Origin of the sequence: Thalassotalea sp. ND16A (assembly GCF_000764205.1) — a bacterium.
Classification (GTDB): domain Bacteria; phylum Pseudomonadota; class Gammaproteobacteria; order Enterobacterales; family Alteromonadaceae; genus Thalassotalea_A.
Window position 1 is genome coordinate 25,352 of the sequence record NZ_JQDZ01000125.1, and the last position, 16,964, is coordinate 42,315.

Genomic DNA, 16,964 nt, shown 5'->3' on the forward strand with positions numbered 1-16,964 from the left:
TTGTATAAATTTTTTTTAAGAAAGATAAGGGTGATAAATGATTTACCAAATTGGCGATAAACAACCACGTTTTAACGGTGATTATTTTGTCGCACCAAATGCAAGCTTAATTGGCGATGTTATCGTCGAAAATAATGCCAGCATCTGGTTTAACGTCGTGGTAAGAGCCGATAATGACACCATTACCATAGGTGAAAATAGCAACGTCCAAGACGGCAGTGTGTTACATGCCGATGATGACGTTCCCCTTTTTATCGGAACAAACGTCACCATAGGCCACAAAGTCATGCTACATGGCTGCACCATAGGTGATGGCAGTTTGGTGGGAATGAATGCCGTCGTGCTAAATGGCGCAACGATAGGAAAAGAATGTTTAATCGGTGCCAATACCTTAATCCCGGAAAACATGGTGGTACCGGATGGCTCTATGGTACTTGGCAGCCCTGGTAAAATTGTCAAAGAATTATCAGCCGAGCATAGGGAAATGATAGTCAATGGTGCACAACATTATGTGGATAACGGGATAAAGTATCGGGAAACGGGGAAAGTGATCAGCTCATAAACTTAGTATGTTTTCAAAGCACGTTGTGAATTTAGGAGGTTCCGTGTAACAACATCACGGAATGACGGCGTAAGTATTCCTGATACTATTAAACGTCATCCCGGCGAAGGCCGGGACCTCCTTACTTCACAGCGAGCTTTAATTAAATTTTACGTTACTCCGTATTACAAACAAACGCCAGCATAGTCCCGCTACTTGCCATATCCATCCGAGTGATGCTGCCAGAACAGTAGTTTGAAAAATCAATCCAGGGCTGCCAGGTAGCTTTGGCTTGCCAAATATCAGTTTTCATCACTACGGCTTTATCAGCCGAGAGTAAATGGCCATTGCGATGCCAGGCATAGTACATGTTATCCACTGGCAAGGTGTTTTTTTCGGCAATGGAACCTGCTTGCGGGTCATAAACGTGTAACTGCCATTTATCGGCCTTGGCCTTGGTGTAGCTAAAAAGGTTGCTACTCGGCAACTTCCTTAAGGTTCTGCCAATGTCGGTATCCAATATATGAGCATTGCCAGTGAGCAGGTTTACACGTTGCAACTGCATTGGTTGGGCCAACACAAACAATAATAATTCATCTTTATTAAGCCAAACCTGATAACCGATGTCATTAAAATTTTTGTTTAGCTGAGCGACTAAAGAACTGGCCGGTCCCCCCGTTAGGGGATATTTAGACAGCCGTTGGCGACCATCTTCGCCAACGTAAACCACCGAAAACGATTGATTGTCTGGCATCACCGTGGGTGAATACTCACTGGCTGAAGAATTGGTTAAATTTGTGCTGCTGCCCGTTTTAATATCATAACTGATGCTGTCAGTTTGAGCGTCCTCATCTTCGCCGTACATGGCAGTATAGAATAGCTGACTACTGTCAGGAGTAAAATGTGGCTGATTATCATAACCCGCTCTGTTGCTAATATTTTTTACTGAAATCACTTTATCCTGCTTTAATTCAGCGATAAAGATTTCATCTTCGGCGACACAACTGAAACTCAGAGCCATCAATAGCGCGGATAATCGCTTTGACTGAATACTGTTTTTTGTCGAAGGTTGAAGCGTTTGTATTACCATAGTTCACCTAACACTCTGTATTAACAAAATTTACCTTGACTTTACTGTCGCTAAAAAACACGCCAGTTGCAATAATTAGTTTAATAAAAATGAATGTTAATTTAAAACCATAATTTTAACGGGGCGCCGAAATGTATGGCCAAAGCCGCTGGTGCTCGTACAGAGCCGCTATTTTAGCGTTCGTTCGTTGATAAATCGTTGAAAATTTTCCACCGCTCGCGGGTTGGCTTTATTGGTTTGTTTTACGGCTTGTTGGTAGCGAAAACTAAAGACATCAAACCAAAGGTCAAGCAATGTTGCGCTTTCGTTTTCACCAAACAATTGCAATACCTTGGCAGCAACTTCGGCAGTGCCTAACTGACCTGGTTTTTCAGCTTTTCTTAACTGGTATCTGGAGTCGTAATTTAGCGCTGTGCGATGTTGTTTTTGGTGAACTTGCTCAGCGCTATTGTTGACCGGGTTGCTACACTCAGTTGCAGACTCAGCCAATACCGATTCTATTGACACTATCGGTAACTGCGCCAAATATTCACTTTTTCTAAAAATTCTTTTCGCTTGTCGCCAGGTCGCATCAATCAAGATAAATAGGGGTATTTTGCTGTGTTCAAGAACGTCAGGTTGCTGATTATACACGCGCTGTTGTTCGCTGGCATATTCGCTTGGGAATACCAAGAAAGGCTGATATTTATCGTCTTGTAATAGCGACAATAAATCATCATTTACCTCGGTACGATGCCAAATAAAAGCGTGGGTGTCAGGAATGACATCGGCGATCAAACGCCCAGTATTACTCGGTTTTAAGACTTCATCATCCGACATTAACAGTAAAAAGCTGCAGTTACTGTTGCATTGTTGGCGTAACTCGCAAATGCAAAACTCCTCGGCTAAACGGCAAAACTCACAGCGTTTAACCTTCCAGCCTCGAGATTTGTATGCTTTCGTGCTAATGCTTTTGCGTTGTTGATAAAGGCGATGAAATGCGTGCATTTTATATATTACTTTTCAAAATCAGTTAATCGATATCTGCCAACGGCCAGGTAACCAAATGGTCTTCATAATCTTGTAAATCCACTTCATTATCTTTTATCACTTTACCACGAACCGACATACCGGCTTTGTGCATTGCCGTTTTTTTACCTTTATGCAGTAGCGGGTGCCATGACGGTAAGCCACGCCCTTCTTGCAAGCGACGATAGGCACAGCTTTCCGGCATAAAGAAAATATCGTCCAGGTTTTGCTGAGTCAATTTCACACAATCCGGCACCAGGCGGGTACGCTCGGCATATTTACTGCATTGACAAGTTTTGTCATTTAACAAATAACAGACCACATTGGTATACAGCATTTCCTCACCTTCGCGAATATAATCGGTAGGCGATTGTAAGCCTTCGTCTTCGAGCTCACTGTCAGCATCAATCTCTTCTTCGATAATCTTATGTAAACAACATTTACCGCAGCCGTCACACAAGGATTCCCATTCGGTTTCGCTCATTTCACTTAATGACTTAGTTTGCCAAAATGGTTCGAGTGGTTGGGTGATTTTATTCGGTTTTTTCAAAGATTTTTTACGGGACACATAAACCTCAAAACCCACTGGTTAAAGTGGGTCATATATTTAACTTACTGTGCAACTCATTATCGCGAGTTCAGCTTACTTGGATGATTATGCCATAGTATACACCCGTCACCATTGAAAGTGCAGAAAACCTGCAGCTATAGTTCACTGGTCGAATTTAATTCTATCGGCTAAATGGCCAACGCTGGTGACAAAATAGTAGGACAAATTCCAATGCATCAGTGATTTGTAGTTGTCATAGGCTAAATACGCACGGCCTTGTTCTCCGTCAGGAAAAACCATAGCCGCGTTGATGTCAACCTTTGGCAGTTGGCCACCATTATAAGTTCTCACGCCAACACTATTCCAATCCGCAAGTTTCATTTCTGTGCGCGACCAATGTTTTAACCAGGGCTTTCGGCCACCGGTTTTTTGTGGAATGGCTAAGCTGTAATCAAAATCTGCCGGTAACTGTACTTGCCTTGCCCAGGTAATATCACTATTCCAGCCAACTTTTTTCAGGTAATTGGCAATAGAAGCGAAGACATCGGAAGTATTGTTCCAGATATCTTTTTTGCCGTCACCATCACCATCGGCAGCATAGGCTAAAAATGAACTTGGCATAAACTGATTGTGGCCCATAGCACCCGCCCAGGAGCCCTTCATATTTTCAACTTTAATATGGCCTTGTTGCAAAATGGTCAGGGCATCAAACAGCTGGTTTTTAAAAAACGTCTCTCGTCGGCCTTCATAAGCCATAGTCGCTAACGCCGAAATCACACTGTAATTGCCGGTAATTTTGCCAAAGTTTGATTCTAGTGCCCATAAAGATACGATAAAGCGTGGTTGCACACCAAATTGTTTGCCTATTTTGTCTAGTTCTTTAGCATGTGTTTTCAACATTTCCCGGGCTTTTTTGACTTTCCAGTCAGAGACTCTTTTCGGTAAGTAAGTTTCTAACGTTTCAACCTGCTCCGGCTGATTCTTATCCGCTTTCACGGCTCGCTTATGGAAAGTAATATTGGCGAAACTTTGTTCAATCAATTTACTCGAAAAGCCTTTCGCTAGCGCTTGCTGTTTTAATTGGTTGACATAATTTTCGAAACTTATTTTTGGCTGTGCAGCAGCATTTGCCGTTGCTGACAGAGAAGAGAAAGCCGAACTGGCAAGGATGAAGGCGGCCAGGCATTTTTTCAGGATCATTTTTACTCCGTTAAATTGTCGCTACCGTTACTGGCACGATGCGTTTTTAATAAATTTTCAGTCGGTGGTGGCAGTTGCAAATAAAAGCCATGCAGTTGCATACCCGCTTTGACTTTATCTATGTCTGCTAATGCTAATTTGTCACGATTGGCAAGGTTTATCAAGGTAACTAATTGCGGCGTGCCAAAGGTAGTCAACAAGGCTTCTGGTACTGCGGAAAAATCATCACGTTTTAACACGTATAAATAGGTTTCTTGTTTCTTTGGGCTTTTATACACCGCACATAACATGGCTAAATCACTGTAAATAAATAATAGTCAAAATATACCATTAAAAACGCTGTTCTCGAAAGTGAAATCATCGCGATTAGCGATTAAAAGCCATTATCGGCAAATTCGGCCAAAGCTTTAGCAAACAACTGACCACGCCAGCCAGTTAACAGGTCAACCTTTTCAATTTTCTGTTGGTTCAACTGCCAAAACCAGGATAAAAACTGATGAATTTGCTTTTTACCGGCAACAATTTGCGGGTCTAAATCTTGTTGTTTGGCAAGTTCCGCAATTTTTTGCTTCACCGCTTTAAACACTTGCTTATAATTGGGGTAAGAGTCCAGGCGAGTTAACCTTGCAGGATACACTTCAACCGGTTCTTTATTGGCCGTTTTCAGTACATTTAACATGGCCTTGCCTTTATGGCGCACATCCAGAATATCGACACCGTCATAGTTGGCCATCGCCCCAACACTTTGTGGGTTACGTTGTGCCAAGATCATCAAGGTATGCTCTTTAGCGACAAAACTTAACGGTAAATTTCGCGCTACCGCTTGCTCATACCGCCAGGCCAATAAATGTTGCAAAAATAACAATTGTTGTGGTTGTAATTTCCACGCCTGCTTGTTTTCGAGATACAATAGATCGGCGTCAATAGCCGTGAATTTTTTCTCAATTTGTTGTTGTGTCTCAAGTTTTGCCGCTTGATAAAAACCAACCTGATTAATATCACTGAACAAACGTTCACAAATTTGATGTAAATGCAGTACATCTGCAGCCGCATAGTGTAACTGGCTTTCGCTTAATGGTCGTTTCATCCAATCAGTTCGCGACTCACTTTTATCAAGTTCAAGTGTGAGATAATGTTTGATCATGGCCGCATAGCCCATTGACAAACCGTGCCCTAAAAATGACATGATCACTTGCGAATCGATCATATTTGCCGGCTTGCAATTACCCGACTGAAGAAATACTTCCAGGTCTTCTGAGCATGAATGGATAACTTTCAGCAATGATTCATCGCGCAATAATTGCCAAAACGGCTCTAAATCATCAATGGCTACGGGATCGATTAATGCCAGTTCATTGCCATCATAGGCTTGAATTAAGCCAAGGTTTGGATACAAGGTACGGGTACGGACAAATTCAGTATCAACGGCTAATACCTCAGCATGACTAACTTGCTGACAATATCGAAGCAATTCTTGTTGATCTTGAATGTAGGTAAATTGCACTGTGATTCCTTTAATAATTGATAAAATTTAGCTTATGGCTGAACAAGCAGTGTCAATGTTCAGCTCATTACTGTCAACGATTATTCACTGCAGGGTGAGCAAGTGTATAGAAAACCAACAATAGTACAAAAGATTAATCGCTTCTGGCTTCTTGCTACGGGCAGCCTTGGTATTGTCACACGATAGGTGAATTCATCAACTATACAGCCCGTAGCTAGCAGCTCGATGCTAGAAGCTTAAAACCTAAAAAGTCCAGATACAGGGTATCCGGACTTTAAAAATGGATTGCATTAAACGGTTAACGAAGTTCGCGACGTAAAATTTTACCAACATTGGATTTGGGTAATTCGTCTTTAAATTCAATTAATTTTGGCACTTTATAGTTGGTCAGATTGTCTTTGCAGTGCTTGATCAATTCTTTTTCGCTTAAGCTGTCATCTTTTTTAACAACAAAGATTTTTACCATTTCGCCACAAACATCATGCGGAATGCCTATGGCGGCAACTTCAACGACTTTTGGGTTCAACATCACCACATCTTCAATTTCGTTCGGGAAGACGTTAAAGCCTGAAACGATGATCATATCTTTTTTGCGATCAACAATTTTAAAGTAACCTGCCTCATCCATCGTCGCGATATCACCGGTGGCCAGCCAGCCATCTTGCAAAATTTCGTTCGTTGCCTCTTCGCGATTGTAATAGCCCTTCATCACTTGTGGGCCTTGCACTTGCATTTCGCCTGGCTCACCAATCTCGCACAGGTTACCACCTTCAGTCACAATGCGAATGTCGGTAGATGGTGCGGGTAAACCAATAGTACCATCGAAGCCTTCTTGGTTGTACGGGCTAAGTGTTACCAGAGGTGCACACTCAGTTAAGCCGTAGCCTTCTAGCATCCGGGTTTTGGTCACTTGCTGCCACGAATCTGCTACGGCTTTTTGCACCGCCATGCCACCACCTAACGACACTTTTAAGCTACTAAAATCCAAATCTTTAAAACCTGGGGTATTGAGTAAACCATTAAATAAGGTGTTCACCCCGGTTAACGCGGTAAATTTATACTTTTTCAACTCTTTGATAAAACCGGGCATATCACGAGGATTTGTAATTAATAAGTTGGTGCCACCTAAGGTTAAAAACGTCAGGCAATTCGCCGTTAGCGCGAAAATATGGTAAAGCGGTAGCGCCGTAACGACCAACTCTTCCCCTTTGACTAAAATCGGTTTTAGTACGCCTTTGGCTTGTTCCAGGTTTGCCACCATATTGCGATGGGTAAGCATAGCCCCTTTCGATACGCCAGTGGTACCACCGGTGTATTGCAAAAAGGCCAAATCATCGCCGTTTATGTCTATCGGTTTAAATTGTTCAGCATCAGCTTTGGCTAAAACCTGATTAAACGCGATGCTATTGGGTAAATGATACGCGGGCACCATTTTTTTAATATAGCGTACGACACAATTGACTACGGTGCCTTTGATGGTACCTAAACGATCACCCAGAGTGGTTAAAATGACATGTTCAACCGGGGTTTCATTGATCACTTGCTCTAAAGTGTTGGCAAAATTTTCAATAATGACAATGGCTTTCGTGCCCGAGTCATTTAGTTGATGCTTTAATTCACGTGCGGTGTATAGCGGATTCACATTTACCACAGTTAAACCGGCAATTAAGGCGCCAAACAGGGCTATTGGATATTGCAGGGTGTTTGGCACCATGATCGCTAATTTATCGCCTTTTTTAAGCCCCAGTTCATTTTGCAAATAGGCGGCAAAGGTTTTTGCTTGTTGCGCTAGTTGTTGATATGACAACGACACATCCATATTAATGAATGCGGTTTTATTCGAATACTCATCACAATATTTGAAAAACATGTCAGCTAACGATTTATAACGATCAGCATCTATTTCGAACGGAACTCCTGGAGGATAACTTTTTTCAAGCCAAACTTTCTCCACAATACATCTCCTACATTATTATTTGGCACTAAGAATTTGCGACAGATTTTTTCTGTTTCACCCAATTCTCTCAACGTTATTTTTTATTTTGCCAGTAAAATTAATTATGTTATTTACGCCGTATCATTTCACAGTTTGAAACAATTGCAAGAGGTACGACCAGAAAAAATTAAAGTTTTTTGGTCATTTCGTTATTTTCTTTATTAAACATTTGTTCAGCAATGCCTAATAATGCTACCGGACTTTCCATATGCGGGTGATGCCCTCCCTTAATAGTATGAAGGCGGTGATTGGCAATATGTTCGGCAAAAATTTTGATGCCTTTTTGGATCATATCAAAACCATTTTCGCCAGCAACAACTCCTACCGGACAATGCAAATTGGACACTATTTGAATGGCTTGCTTTAGCGAGTAACGCTGTGGTGAGGTGTTCCTTAATTTTGGGTCTGAACGCCAGCTAACGCCCCCTTCCACCTCTTGTAATCCACGCTCAACCAACAACCGGGCCGCTTCATTTGCCAAGTCTGAGACATTCATTCTGGCTTTTATCGCCGACTCAATATTGGCGTGAACTGTCGGCGTTTTGTCTTGTAACTGCAAGCGAGAGAGCATGCCCTTGCGGAGTTGTTCACTTGGGCTTTCGCTTTCAGTGATCACCCCAATCGATTCTACCAACAACAGATTTTCAACTTTGTCATTAAATGCCGAGGTGAACACGGTAGCAACCATGCCGCCCATCGAGTGGCCAATAATACTCACTTGCGACCATTTCATTGCAGTTAACAATTGCAGTAAGTCGTAACTCCAATCAATCGCGTGATAAAATGCGTCGTCACCACGATGGGAAGATTTACCGTGCCCGGGCCAGTCAATGGCAATGAATTGGTACTGCTTGAGTAATGGGCTTTGTTGCTGAATAAGCGCATCAAAAAACGGCATATAACTTGCCGAATTATCAAGCCAGCCATGTAGGCAAAGTATCACCGGCGCTTGCTCATTACCCACGGTTAAACCGGCAAGCTGGCAGTGGGCAAGCTTAAATTCTACTTCTGTGATCAATGGCTTTCCTTAAAAATAAAATGAGTTGTTTACGCTGAACTCGGATAACGAGTGCTTGACTTTTTTAATCAACAACTCAGTTTAGTTGGCTCAGGTTATATCACCTCAGGTTAATTGGTTTTTGAGCCTTTGCTGACATTGCGTTTCGGCTTGTGGTAATGCACGGGTCTTGAATAATACCGATATCTGGGTGAATAATGCCAGTAATAGGGTGAATACCACATCGGATGGTGCATGGACTCAACCCTGATTTTATTGATTTTTTTCCATAGATAAACATTATTGGCGGTGAGTTTAGGGTATAAATATTCGAGTTCGCCAATTAAGCCGGTTTCAGACTCGGCAATAATTCCTAACGCCGTGACATGCCGGCCTTGCTGATAAATTACCGGATCGAGTAAGCCACTTACATAGACGCGAAACCGCCCTTCTGTGCTATCTTTTTGTTTCGGCCGAGCGTTACTTTTAAGCTCCATCGAGACAATTTCCAGCATGGTTTGTTGCTCTAAAGTTTTCACCTCGGCAATCACTCCGCCCCATCTTGCTTGCATGCCAATATGGGCTGCCGGCATGGCGCGAACATCGGCAAACGCCACCAGAGGTGTGGTTTCAGGCACTTGCAATGGCTCAGGAATGGTATTACAGCCACTAAGCAGCAACACGCTTAACATGGCTAAGAGGTTAACGATTTTCATTTTTTTTCCCCAATTTATAAATGGCGAATATACCTATAATAGACCAGATTATTATCCACACAATTTCAGGGATAAAAGTAATCTGCGCCAACGCGCTGCCATCACCAATGCCACGGCCATCAATTAAATACAAAGGTGAACTTAAACTATTGAGTAACACCATGATTGCAAACAACTTTAATATAACAGGCAAAAAGTTAAAATGGGAAATTTTTATGCTAAAACTGAATAGAGCTATCAACATCAAACAAATAAACAAGGTCAGAATATCTCTTACCCAAAGCAAACAGGTAACAACGAGCAGCAATACCAGAAAAGCACTAAAATAACGACTGACGGAGGATTTAAATTGAGCAATTTTATAAATCAGCGCGCCCCAACCGACCGCCCCGGCATAACCAGAAAAAGCGATTAGCCAGGCAAACCCGCCTTGGGTAGTGCATAAACCAGCGCCATTGGGGAACAACTGAATTTGCACAATTCGACCACCGCTGATCAGCGCCGCGATGCCATGGCTTAATTCATGAAAAAAACTTTCCAGCCAATTAAACGGAATACCAAGATATGGAATTTGCTTTAATAGCACTGCAACCACTAACAATGCCCAAAAATTACCGGTTAAAAATTGGTAAATGGTATTGTTTTTACCTACCGCTTTAATATGTTTTTGAACGATGGGGTTACTCCTTTAATTGACCAGTCAATTAATGCTTTACTCTCTGCCTGGAAGTTTTTTCCACGTCACAGTATCACGCAGGTATACCGGTTGAGCTTGTTCGGCGGCGACACTATTGCCTAATGCAAATTCGGCCTTGCCAATCGCTAACATCGCGACTGCCGTTGGAAACTCGATATCATCATTAATGCTAATATCGTCAATGTTGGCCAGTTGCTCTTTATAAGCATTCCAGGCACTGCCGACACCATGCAGAGAGTCATCATTTCTGTGGTCAGTGATGTAATCATTCACACTTGCCGGGGCAATAACCGCTTCTTTTATTACCGGTTGCATAATCTGGTTTGCATCGATTGCAAACAAACCGCAATAGGTTTCCGCCATGCGAGCATCAATGGCTGAAATGACCTGTGTTTGGCCTTTATTGATAAATGCTTGTTGCGCCATGGTTTGTAAGGTGGATACTCCCACGACCGGTAAATTGGCAGAATAGGCTAAGCCTTGCGCCACCCCAATGCCAATACGTACTCCGGTAAAGCTACCGGGGCCCTGACCAAAAATTAAACCATCGAGTTGCGCCAATGTTATGTTTGCTTCATTGAGCACTTCATCCACCATAGGTAACAGCATCAAACTGTGCGATTGCGGACACAATTGATAACGGCTGTAACGGTTACCTTGATAACAAAGGGCTACAGAGCAAGCTTCGGTAGAGGCGTCAATGGCCAAATAATTCACAATAAATCTCTCTTTCAATTTTACCCAGTTGATTAATCCACTGGGCATTTTGGTTTAATACCGATATGTATAAACAATATTGGCTAACGCTGGTAGTTAACAGTATATCAACTAATGAATATAACTCGTTGTAATTTTACTCGTTTTTACTGTTCTCAGGGTCAGTGTTATTCAATTTGCGTAAAAATTTTACCGCACTGTTAATCTCTCGGGTTCGGGTCATGTCTGGCAAACTGGCCAAAAACACTTGTCCATAAGGCCGGTTAACCAGGCGTGTGTCACAAATGGCTAACACGCCTTTATCGCTGGTGTCGCGAATTAAACGACCAACCCCCTGTTTTAGGGCTATCACCGCTTGTGGCAATTGTATTTGCGCAAAGGGATCACCGCCCTTGCGTTTTACGTCTTCACTTTTGGCTTGCAGTAACGGCTCATCTGGGGCGCTAAACGGTAATTTATCAATGATAACACAGGTAAGATCATCGCCTCTTACATCCACCCCCTCCCAAAAGCTGGCCGTTGCCAGTAACACCGCCTGTTTTTGCTCGACAAATTGTTCAAGCAAAATACTTTTCGCCATTTGCCCCTGTACTAGCAACGGATTGTCAATTTCTTCGGCCAACAGTTCCGCCACCTGATTGAGCATCCGATACGAGGTGAACAAGATAAAACAGCTACCATTACTGGCTTTTATCAAGGGAATGGCAATATTTACCAGCGCTTTACCACGATTAAAGTTACTCGCTTCGGGCAAATATCTTGGCACCAACAGTTTTGATTGCTGCGGATAATCAAACGGGCTTTCCAATAATAATTGTTTGGCCGCGGCAAGTCCTAGATCATCGGTAAAATGAGTAAAATTGCCATTAACCGCCAGTGTTGCCGAGGTAAATATCCAGCCGGCGTTGGCACTGTCCATATACTGTTGAAATTTATCGGCAATCGATAGCGGGGTTTGATGCAATACCACATGCCTGCGTGTGGTTTCATACCAAAGGCTCATGCCTAGGCGGTCGACATCACTCATCACTTCATACTTGGATAATAATTCAGTGACCCGCTCAAAACAGTTATCGATCACTTCACTGCGCGATACACACATCTTTAATACGTCGTATAAAAATTTTAAGTCATCATGCAACTGTAAAAACGCCCGAGCAAACTGCCCTTGCTTGATTTTTTGGCGCCAATTACCGCGCTCTGCGTCTTGGCCAAAGAGCAAACGAAAATCGCCGGCGGCACGCATCAGTTTTTCTGCCGCTTTTAATAATTGTTTTACATCGGTAAGTTCGGTGCGATATTGCTGCAAACAATCGCTCGCCACTTCTAACAGTTGCCGGGTAGAAAAAGCCTGGCCGAAATATTCGCTGGCAATATCACCTAACTGATGCGCCTCATCGAATATCACCACATCAGATTCAGGGATTAATTCACCAAAACCGGTATCTTTTAATGCCATATCGGCAAAAAACAAATGATGATTCACCACCACTAAATCCGCCTCTATGGCGCGTTCTCTGGCTTTCATCAAATAACACTTGCCATAATCCGGACAATTTCTGCCCAGGCAATTATCGGTGGTGGAAGTGATTTGTGCAAAAATTGATGAATCTTCGGCAACCTTGGTGAGCTCACCGATATCGCCCGATTGGGTTTCACTTGACCATTGCCGCACCGATGCTAAATCACTTAACGATTTAGCATCCAGCATTACCCCGGCCTGATGCCGTTTTTGCGGTGAACTGGAAAAGTTTTCTTCTAAGCGGAACAAACATAAATAATTGCTTCGGCCTTTCAATAACGCAATTTTTTGGCCGCTGCCTAATGCTGCTTTAACCAGTGGTAAATCTTTATGAAACAGTTGCTCTTGCAGGTTTTTGGTACCGGTAGAGACAATCACCTTTTTACCTGAGCTTAATGCTGGCACTAAATAAGCGAAGGTTTTCCCGGTACCGGTGCCCGCTTCGACCACCAGAGAGTTTTTCGCGCTAATGGTTTTACTCACCGCTTGTGCCATATCAAGCTGAGCTTGTCGTGGATTAAATCCGGGGATCACTTGTGCCAACGGGCCATCTTTGGCAAAGGCGGATAAAATGCTAGTCATTATTCGTGTTCATGCAGATCGATAAGTGATTACGCGGTTAGATTAATGAATCCATTATAACCAGTAAAGAATAGGGCTGAATAGTAAAATTGTTTTGCGGGCTAATATTCACGTAATATTATTGTAACAATTAAGCTTTATTATAACTTTAAGATAGGGTTAATTAGTTACTCATAAGCAAAAGTTATGAGCTATATCGTAATAATTAGACTATTGTTAAATTAATTTCTTGCGAGATTAGTGTAAAAGCTTTATTGTTTATGCAACTGCATATTTATTTACTTATTGAGAAGATTTATGAACAACCTGAACTTGCGCCACCATCATCATATTATCGATTAGCCCTCAGGTTATTCGCCGAGGGTCTATGGACTCTTCAGCGTGTAAATCAACATAAGCACAGCCCCGAAAGAGTCCACTTTTTCGGGGTTTTTTATTCCCGACAATTTTACTAAAAATTTAATAGTTTTATCGCAAACAAACCATTTGCAAAGGAAATAATCATGACAAGCAACGATACAAAAAGACTTAGAATTGCCATCCAAAAATCAGGTCGCTTAAGCGATGAGTCACAAGGCTTATTTAAAAAATGTGGGATGAAAATCAATTTAGCCGACCGACGCCTAATTGCCCATGTTGCCAATATGCCGATTGATTTAATGCTGGTCCGGAGCTCAGACATTCCCGGTCTGGTGATGGATGGTGTCTGTGACTTAGGCATTGTTGGTGATAATACTTTGGAAGAACACGCACTGGAACGTCAGTTAACCGGCGAAAACTCAAAATATGAAAAGATATCGTCGTTAAACTTTGGTGCTTGTCGTTTATCAATCGCCCTACCTGAAGAAGTGGAATATGAAGGCATTCAAAGCTTGGATGGTTTGCGACTGGCCACCACTTACCCGAGATTATTGAATCGTTTTGCCAGCGCCAACAATATTAAGTTTGAATTTTGTAAATTAAACGGCTCAGTCGAAGTTGCGCCACGCGTTGGCCTGGCCGATGGCATTTGTGATTTGGTCTCAACCGGTACCACGCTTGAAGCCAATGGTTTGAAAGAAGTGGAAGTGATTTATCAATCGAAAGCGGCACTGATCAAAGGCGAAGGGCCGTTAAATGCGGTAAAACAACAAACGTTAGATACTTTGTTGCCACGGATTAAAGGCGTTTTAAAAGCCAGAGAAAGCAAATACATTATGCTGCACGCGCCAAAAGACAGATTAAATGAAGTCGTTGCGCTAATGCCTGGCAGTGAAACGCCAACGGTATTGCCTTTAGCCGAACGCGATGACCGGGTAGCCATACACATGGTAAGCACCGAAACCTTCTTCTGGGAAACCATGGAGGAGTTAAAAAACTTAGGTTGTAACTCGATATTGGTGATGCCAATTGAAAAAATGATGGGGTAAGTCATGTTAATTTGGTCGGAACTAACTAACACTGAGCAGTTACAAGCATTAGCAAGACCTGCCATAAGTGACAATAAAAGCTTGAGCATAGCGGTGGCAAACATCATTGATAAAGTAGACAAGCAAGGCGATGTTGCCTTGTTTGACTTAACCAATGAATTTGACAAGGTTAAGCTTAGCAGCTTGCGCTTAACCGATAAGGCCGTGGTAAACGCCACTCAAAGATTATCAGATAAACGTAAACTGGCGATTCAAACGGCGTACGGACAAATTGAGCGCTTTCACAGTGCACAACTTGCTCAGGATATTGAAGTGGAAACTCTGCCAGGGGTGAAATGTACACTCAAAACTGAAGCCATTGAAAGCGTCGGTTTGTATATTCCTGCAGGCTCTGCGCCACTGCCATCAACGGTGTTGATGTTAGGGGTACCGGCAAAACTGGCTGGTTGCGACCGAGTAGTACTGGTTTGTCCGCCTAACCAACAAGGTGTAATTGCCGATGAAATTATTTATGCGGCTAAACTTTGCCAAATAAGTGAAATTTACACCATAGGTGGTGCACAAGCAGTTGCAGCGTTAGCTTTGGGTACTGAATCGATAAAGCCGGTGAATAAAGTATTTGGCCCGGGGAATCGTTTTGTCACCGAAGCGAAAAAACAGTTGTCACAACTTGTCCCTGGCTTTGCCATCGATATGCCCGCGGGTCCGTCTGAATTATTAGTGATTAGCGACAGCAGCGCCAACCCGGCGTTTGTTGCCGCCGATTTATTATCGCAAGCTGAGCACGGGGTAGACTCGCAAGTCATATTGCTCACCGAAAGCCAACCAATGGCGCTAGCGGTAGAGGCGGAATTAGATAAACAAATACAATCCTTAAGTCGCAAAGCCATTGCCGAAGTGGCGTTAAAACAAAGCCGGTTAATTATTTGTGACGATATGGCGCAAGCGGTACAGGTATCAAACGCCTATGGTCCTGAGCATTTATCCATTCAAACCGAAAGCCCACGACAACTGATGCAGGGTATTCGTAACGCCGGCTCTATTTTTGTTGGTAGCTACTCGCCTGAATCTGCCGGCGACTATGCCAGTGGCACGAATCACGTCCTGCCGACTTATGGCTATTCAAAAGTGATCTCGTCGTTATCCTTAGCCGATTTCTCGCGTCGCTATACCGTACAGGAATTAACCAAGTCGGGGCTACAATCATTGAGTGAAACCATCATAGAATTAACCGATGCCGAAGGCTTAGATGCACACCAACGGGCGGTGACTATTCGTTTGGAGGAAAGCTAATGGTTGCCAGCTCTAAAACCTTAACCAATAATGAAACCGATGACTTAGTTAATGCCTTGGTCCGTAAAGACGTGCTCAACATGGTGCCCTATCAGTCGGCGCGCAGAGAGCAGTCTGGCGGCAGTTGTTGGTTAAATGCCAACGAAGCCGGTAACAGCAACGATTTATCGGTTAATTTGCAAAACTTAAATCGTTACCCGGATTTTCAGCCACAGCAATTAATTAGTGCTTATGCCGATTATGCCGGCGTTGATAATAACCAGGTGTTGGCCACGCGGGGTGCCGATGAAGGTATTGAAGTATTGATCAGAACCTTTTGCGAAACAGCTTCTAACAATAAGAATGCCGGCAATAGTGATAGCATCATTATTTGCCCGCCAACCTATGGCATGTATGCAATTAGTGCCAAAGGTCACGCCGCCAATATTATCACGTTGCCATTAACCAATGATTTGCAATTAGACCTAGATGGCTTAACCGCAAATAAAGACAATGCCAAAATCGTATTTATCTGCTCACCGAATAACCCGACCGGCGATGTGATCAAACGTGACGATATTATTTCCACCTTAGAGCTGTTTAAAAACTCGGCGTTAGTGGTGGTTGATGAAGCTTACATCGAATTTTGTCCCGAATTTTCAACCGTAACCTTATTAAACGACTACCCCAACTTAGTAATTTTACGCACTTTATCAAAAGCCTTTGCCTTGGCCGGCCTGCGTTGTGGTTTTACCCTGGCAAGTCACAATATCATTGAGATGATGGCGAAAATCATCGCCCCATACCCTATCTCGAATCCGGTCAGTGCCATTGCCAGTCAAGCATTGACCGCCGATTTAGCCCTAATGCAACAGCGAGTCGACAGCACCAATCAACTAAATCAACACATTGCCAGTTTTTTAGATGCACAGCCCTGGCTAGTAAAGCGCTTTAGCTCAAAAACCAATTACATTTTGTTCCAAGCCGACAATGCCCAACAAATATTTGCAGCTCTGGTAGAGCACGGCGTATTAATTCGCAATCAATCGAGCCAACTGGGTTTGAATAATTGTTTACGAGTGAGTATTGGCAGTATTGAGGAACTTGAATTATTTAAAAATGCAGTCAACAATTTTAACAGCAATCAGCAATCAGGAAGTTAG

General features: G+C 42.9%; 16 protein-coding genes. 4 read left to right on the top strand and 12 right to left on the bottom strand.

Annotated features, from left to right (window positions below; genetic code table 11):
• Nucleotides 1-37 precede the first annotated feature (37 nt).
• Nucleotides 38-562, top strand: a complete 525-nt coding sequence (locus ND16A_RS00320; protein WP_033079468.1) for a gamma carbonic anhydrase family protein — start codon at nucleotides 38-40, stop codon at nucleotides 560-562.
• 154 nt (nucleotides 563-716) lie between these two features.
• On the opposite strand, the gene ND16A_RS20475 is transcribed toward ND16A_RS00320, so the two are convergent.
• From ND16A_RS20475 to ND16A_RS00265, 12 genes are all read right to left on the bottom strand, one after another.
• Nucleotides 717-1,631 carry a TolB family protein gene (locus tag ND16A_RS20475; protein WP_052073358.1) on the bottom strand — a complete coding sequence of 305 codons (915 nt, stop codon included), beginning with the start codon at nucleotides 1,629-1,631 and terminating at the stop codon, nucleotides 717-719.
• A 168-nt stretch (nucleotides 1,632-1,799) separates the two neighbouring features.
• A complete protein-coding gene (locus ND16A_RS00315; protein WP_033079469.1) occupies nucleotides 1,800-2,618 on the bottom strand; it encodes a tRNA-uridine aminocarboxypropyltransferase in 819 nt (272 codons plus the stop codon).
• Between the two features lie 25 nt (nucleotides 2,619-2,643).
• Nucleotides 2,644-3,207 carry a YcgN family cysteine cluster protein gene (locus ND16A_RS00310; protein ID WP_443080409.1) on the bottom strand — a complete coding sequence of 188 codons (564 nt, stop codon included), beginning with the start codon at nucleotides 3,205-3,207 and terminating at the stop codon, nucleotides 2,644-2,646.
• Between the two features lie 144 nt (nucleotides 3,208-3,351).
• A complete protein-coding gene (locus tag ND16A_RS00305) occupies nucleotides 3,352-4,389 on the bottom strand; it encodes a lytic murein transglycosylase (RefSeq protein ID WP_200880873.1) in 1,038 nt (345 codons plus the stop codon).
• Nucleotides 4,390-4,391: 2 nt separating this feature from the next.
• A complete protein-coding gene (locus ND16A_RS00300; protein ID WP_033079470.1) occupies nucleotides 4,392-4,679 on the bottom strand; it encodes a YcgL domain-containing protein in 288 nt (95 codons plus the stop codon).
• Between the two features lie 83 nt (nucleotides 4,680-4,762).
• On the bottom strand, nucleotides 4,763-5,893 hold the full coding sequence (gene rnd / locus ND16A_RS00295; protein WP_052073359.1) for a ribonuclease D: 1,131 nt from the start codon (nucleotides 5,891-5,893) through the stop codon (nucleotides 4,763-4,765).
• 298 nt (nucleotides 5,894-6,191) lie between these two features.
• Nucleotides 6,192-7,847, bottom strand: coding sequence for a long-chain-fatty-acid--CoA ligase FadD (fadD, locus tag ND16A_RS00290; RefSeq protein WP_033079471.1), 1,656 nt, complete (start codon nucleotides 7,845-7,847; stop codon nucleotides 6,192-6,194).
• A 169-nt stretch (nucleotides 7,848-8,016) separates the two neighbouring features.
• Nucleotides 8,017-8,907 carry an alpha/beta fold hydrolase gene (locus tag ND16A_RS00285; protein ID WP_033079472.1) on the bottom strand — a complete coding sequence of 297 codons (891 nt, stop codon included), beginning with the start codon at nucleotides 8,905-8,907 and terminating at the stop codon, nucleotides 8,017-8,019.
• A 110-nt stretch (nucleotides 8,908-9,017) separates the two neighbouring features.
• Nucleotides 9,018-9,602, bottom strand: coding sequence for a Slp family lipoprotein (locus tag ND16A_RS00280; protein ID WP_052073360.1), 585 nt, complete (start codon nucleotides 9,600-9,602; stop codon nucleotides 9,018-9,020).
• Complete coding sequence (locus ND16A_RS00275; protein ID WP_235282269.1) at nucleotides 9,589-10,197, bottom strand: M50 family metallopeptidase; 609 nt, start codon at nucleotides 10,195-10,197, stop codon at nucleotides 9,589-9,591. Before ND16A_RS00275 ends, ND16A_RS00280 begins: the two co-directional genes overlap by 14 nt.
• Nucleotides 10,198-10,314: 117 nt before the next feature.
• Nucleotides 10,315-11,016, bottom strand: coding sequence for a tRNA (adenosine(37)-N6)-threonylcarbamoyltransferase complex dimerization subunit type 1 TsaB (tsaB, locus tag ND16A_RS00270; protein ID WP_033079520.1), 702 nt, complete (start codon nucleotides 11,014-11,016; stop codon nucleotides 10,315-10,317).
• 136 nt (nucleotides 11,017-11,152) lie between these two features.
• On the bottom strand, nucleotides 11,153-13,120 hold the full coding sequence (locus ND16A_RS00265; RefSeq protein WP_033079474.1) for an ATP-dependent DNA helicase: 1,968 nt from the start codon (nucleotides 13,118-13,120) through the stop codon (nucleotides 11,153-11,155).
• 503 nt (nucleotides 13,121-13,623) lie between these two features.
• Here ND16A_RS00265 and hisG point away from each other — a divergent pair.
• The 3 genes from hisG to hisC are packed head-to-tail and all read left to right on the top strand — an operon-like array spanning nucleotide 13,624 to nucleotide 16,964.
• Nucleotides 13,624-14,529, top strand: coding sequence for an ATP phosphoribosyltransferase (hisG, locus tag ND16A_RS00260; protein ID WP_033079475.1), 906 nt, complete (start codon nucleotides 13,624-13,626; stop codon nucleotides 14,527-14,529).
• 3 nt (nucleotides 14,530-14,532) lie between these two features.
• Nucleotides 14,533-15,822, top strand: a complete 1,290-nt coding sequence (gene hisD / locus ND16A_RS00255; RefSeq protein WP_033079476.1) for a histidinol dehydrogenase — start codon at nucleotides 14,533-14,535, stop codon at nucleotides 15,820-15,822.
• Nucleotides 15,822-16,964 carry a histidinol-phosphate transaminase gene (gene hisC, locus ND16A_RS00250; protein WP_052073363.1) on the top strand — a complete coding sequence of 381 codons (1,143 nt, stop codon included), beginning with the start codon at nucleotides 15,822-15,824 and terminating at the stop codon, nucleotides 16,962-16,964. The genes hisD and hisC overlap by 1 nt, the downstream gene beginning before the upstream one ends.

What these genes read in the sequence shown, in the direction of transcription:
- ND16A_RS00305 (WP_200880873.1), bottom strand. Translation starts at nt 4,389, where the DNA reads ATGATCCTGAAAAAATGCCTGGCCGCCTTCATCCTTGCCAGTTCGGCT.
- ND16A_RS00320 (WP_033079468.1), top strand. Translation starts at nt 38, where the DNA reads ATGATTTACCAAATTGGCGATAAACAACCACGTTTTAACGGTGATTAT.
- ND16A_RS00265 (WP_033079474.1), bottom strand. Translation starts at nt 13,120, where the DNA reads ATGACTAGCATTTTATCCGCCTTTGCCAAAGATGGCCCGTTGGCACAA.
- hisC (WP_052073363.1), top strand. Translation starts at nt 15,822, where the DNA reads ATGGTTGCCAGCTCTAAAACCTTAACCAATAATGAAACCGATGACTTA.
- hisG (WP_033079475.1), top strand. Translation starts at nt 13,624, where the DNA reads ATGACAAGCAACGATACAAAAAGACTTAGAATTGCCATCCAAAAATCA.
- ND16A_RS00315 (WP_033079469.1), bottom strand. Translation starts at nt 2,618, where the DNA reads ATGCACGCATTTCATCGCCTTTATCAACAACGCAAAAGCATTAGCACG.
- hisD (WP_033079476.1), top strand. Translation starts at nt 14,533, where the DNA reads ATGTTAATTTGGTCGGAACTAACTAACACTGAGCAGTTACAAGCATTA.
- ND16A_RS00300 (WP_033079470.1), bottom strand. Translation starts at nt 4,679, where the DNA reads ATGTTATGTGCGGTGTATAAAAGCCCAAAGAAACAAGAAACCTATTTA.
- ND16A_RS20475 (WP_052073358.1), bottom strand. Translation starts at nt 1,631, where the DNA reads ATGGTAATACAAACGCTTCAACCTTCGACAAAAAACAGTATTCAGTCA.
- ND16A_RS00280 (WP_052073360.1), bottom strand. Translation starts at nt 9,602, where the DNA reads ATGAAAATCGTTAACCTCTTAGCCATGTTAAGCGTGTTGCTGCTTAGT.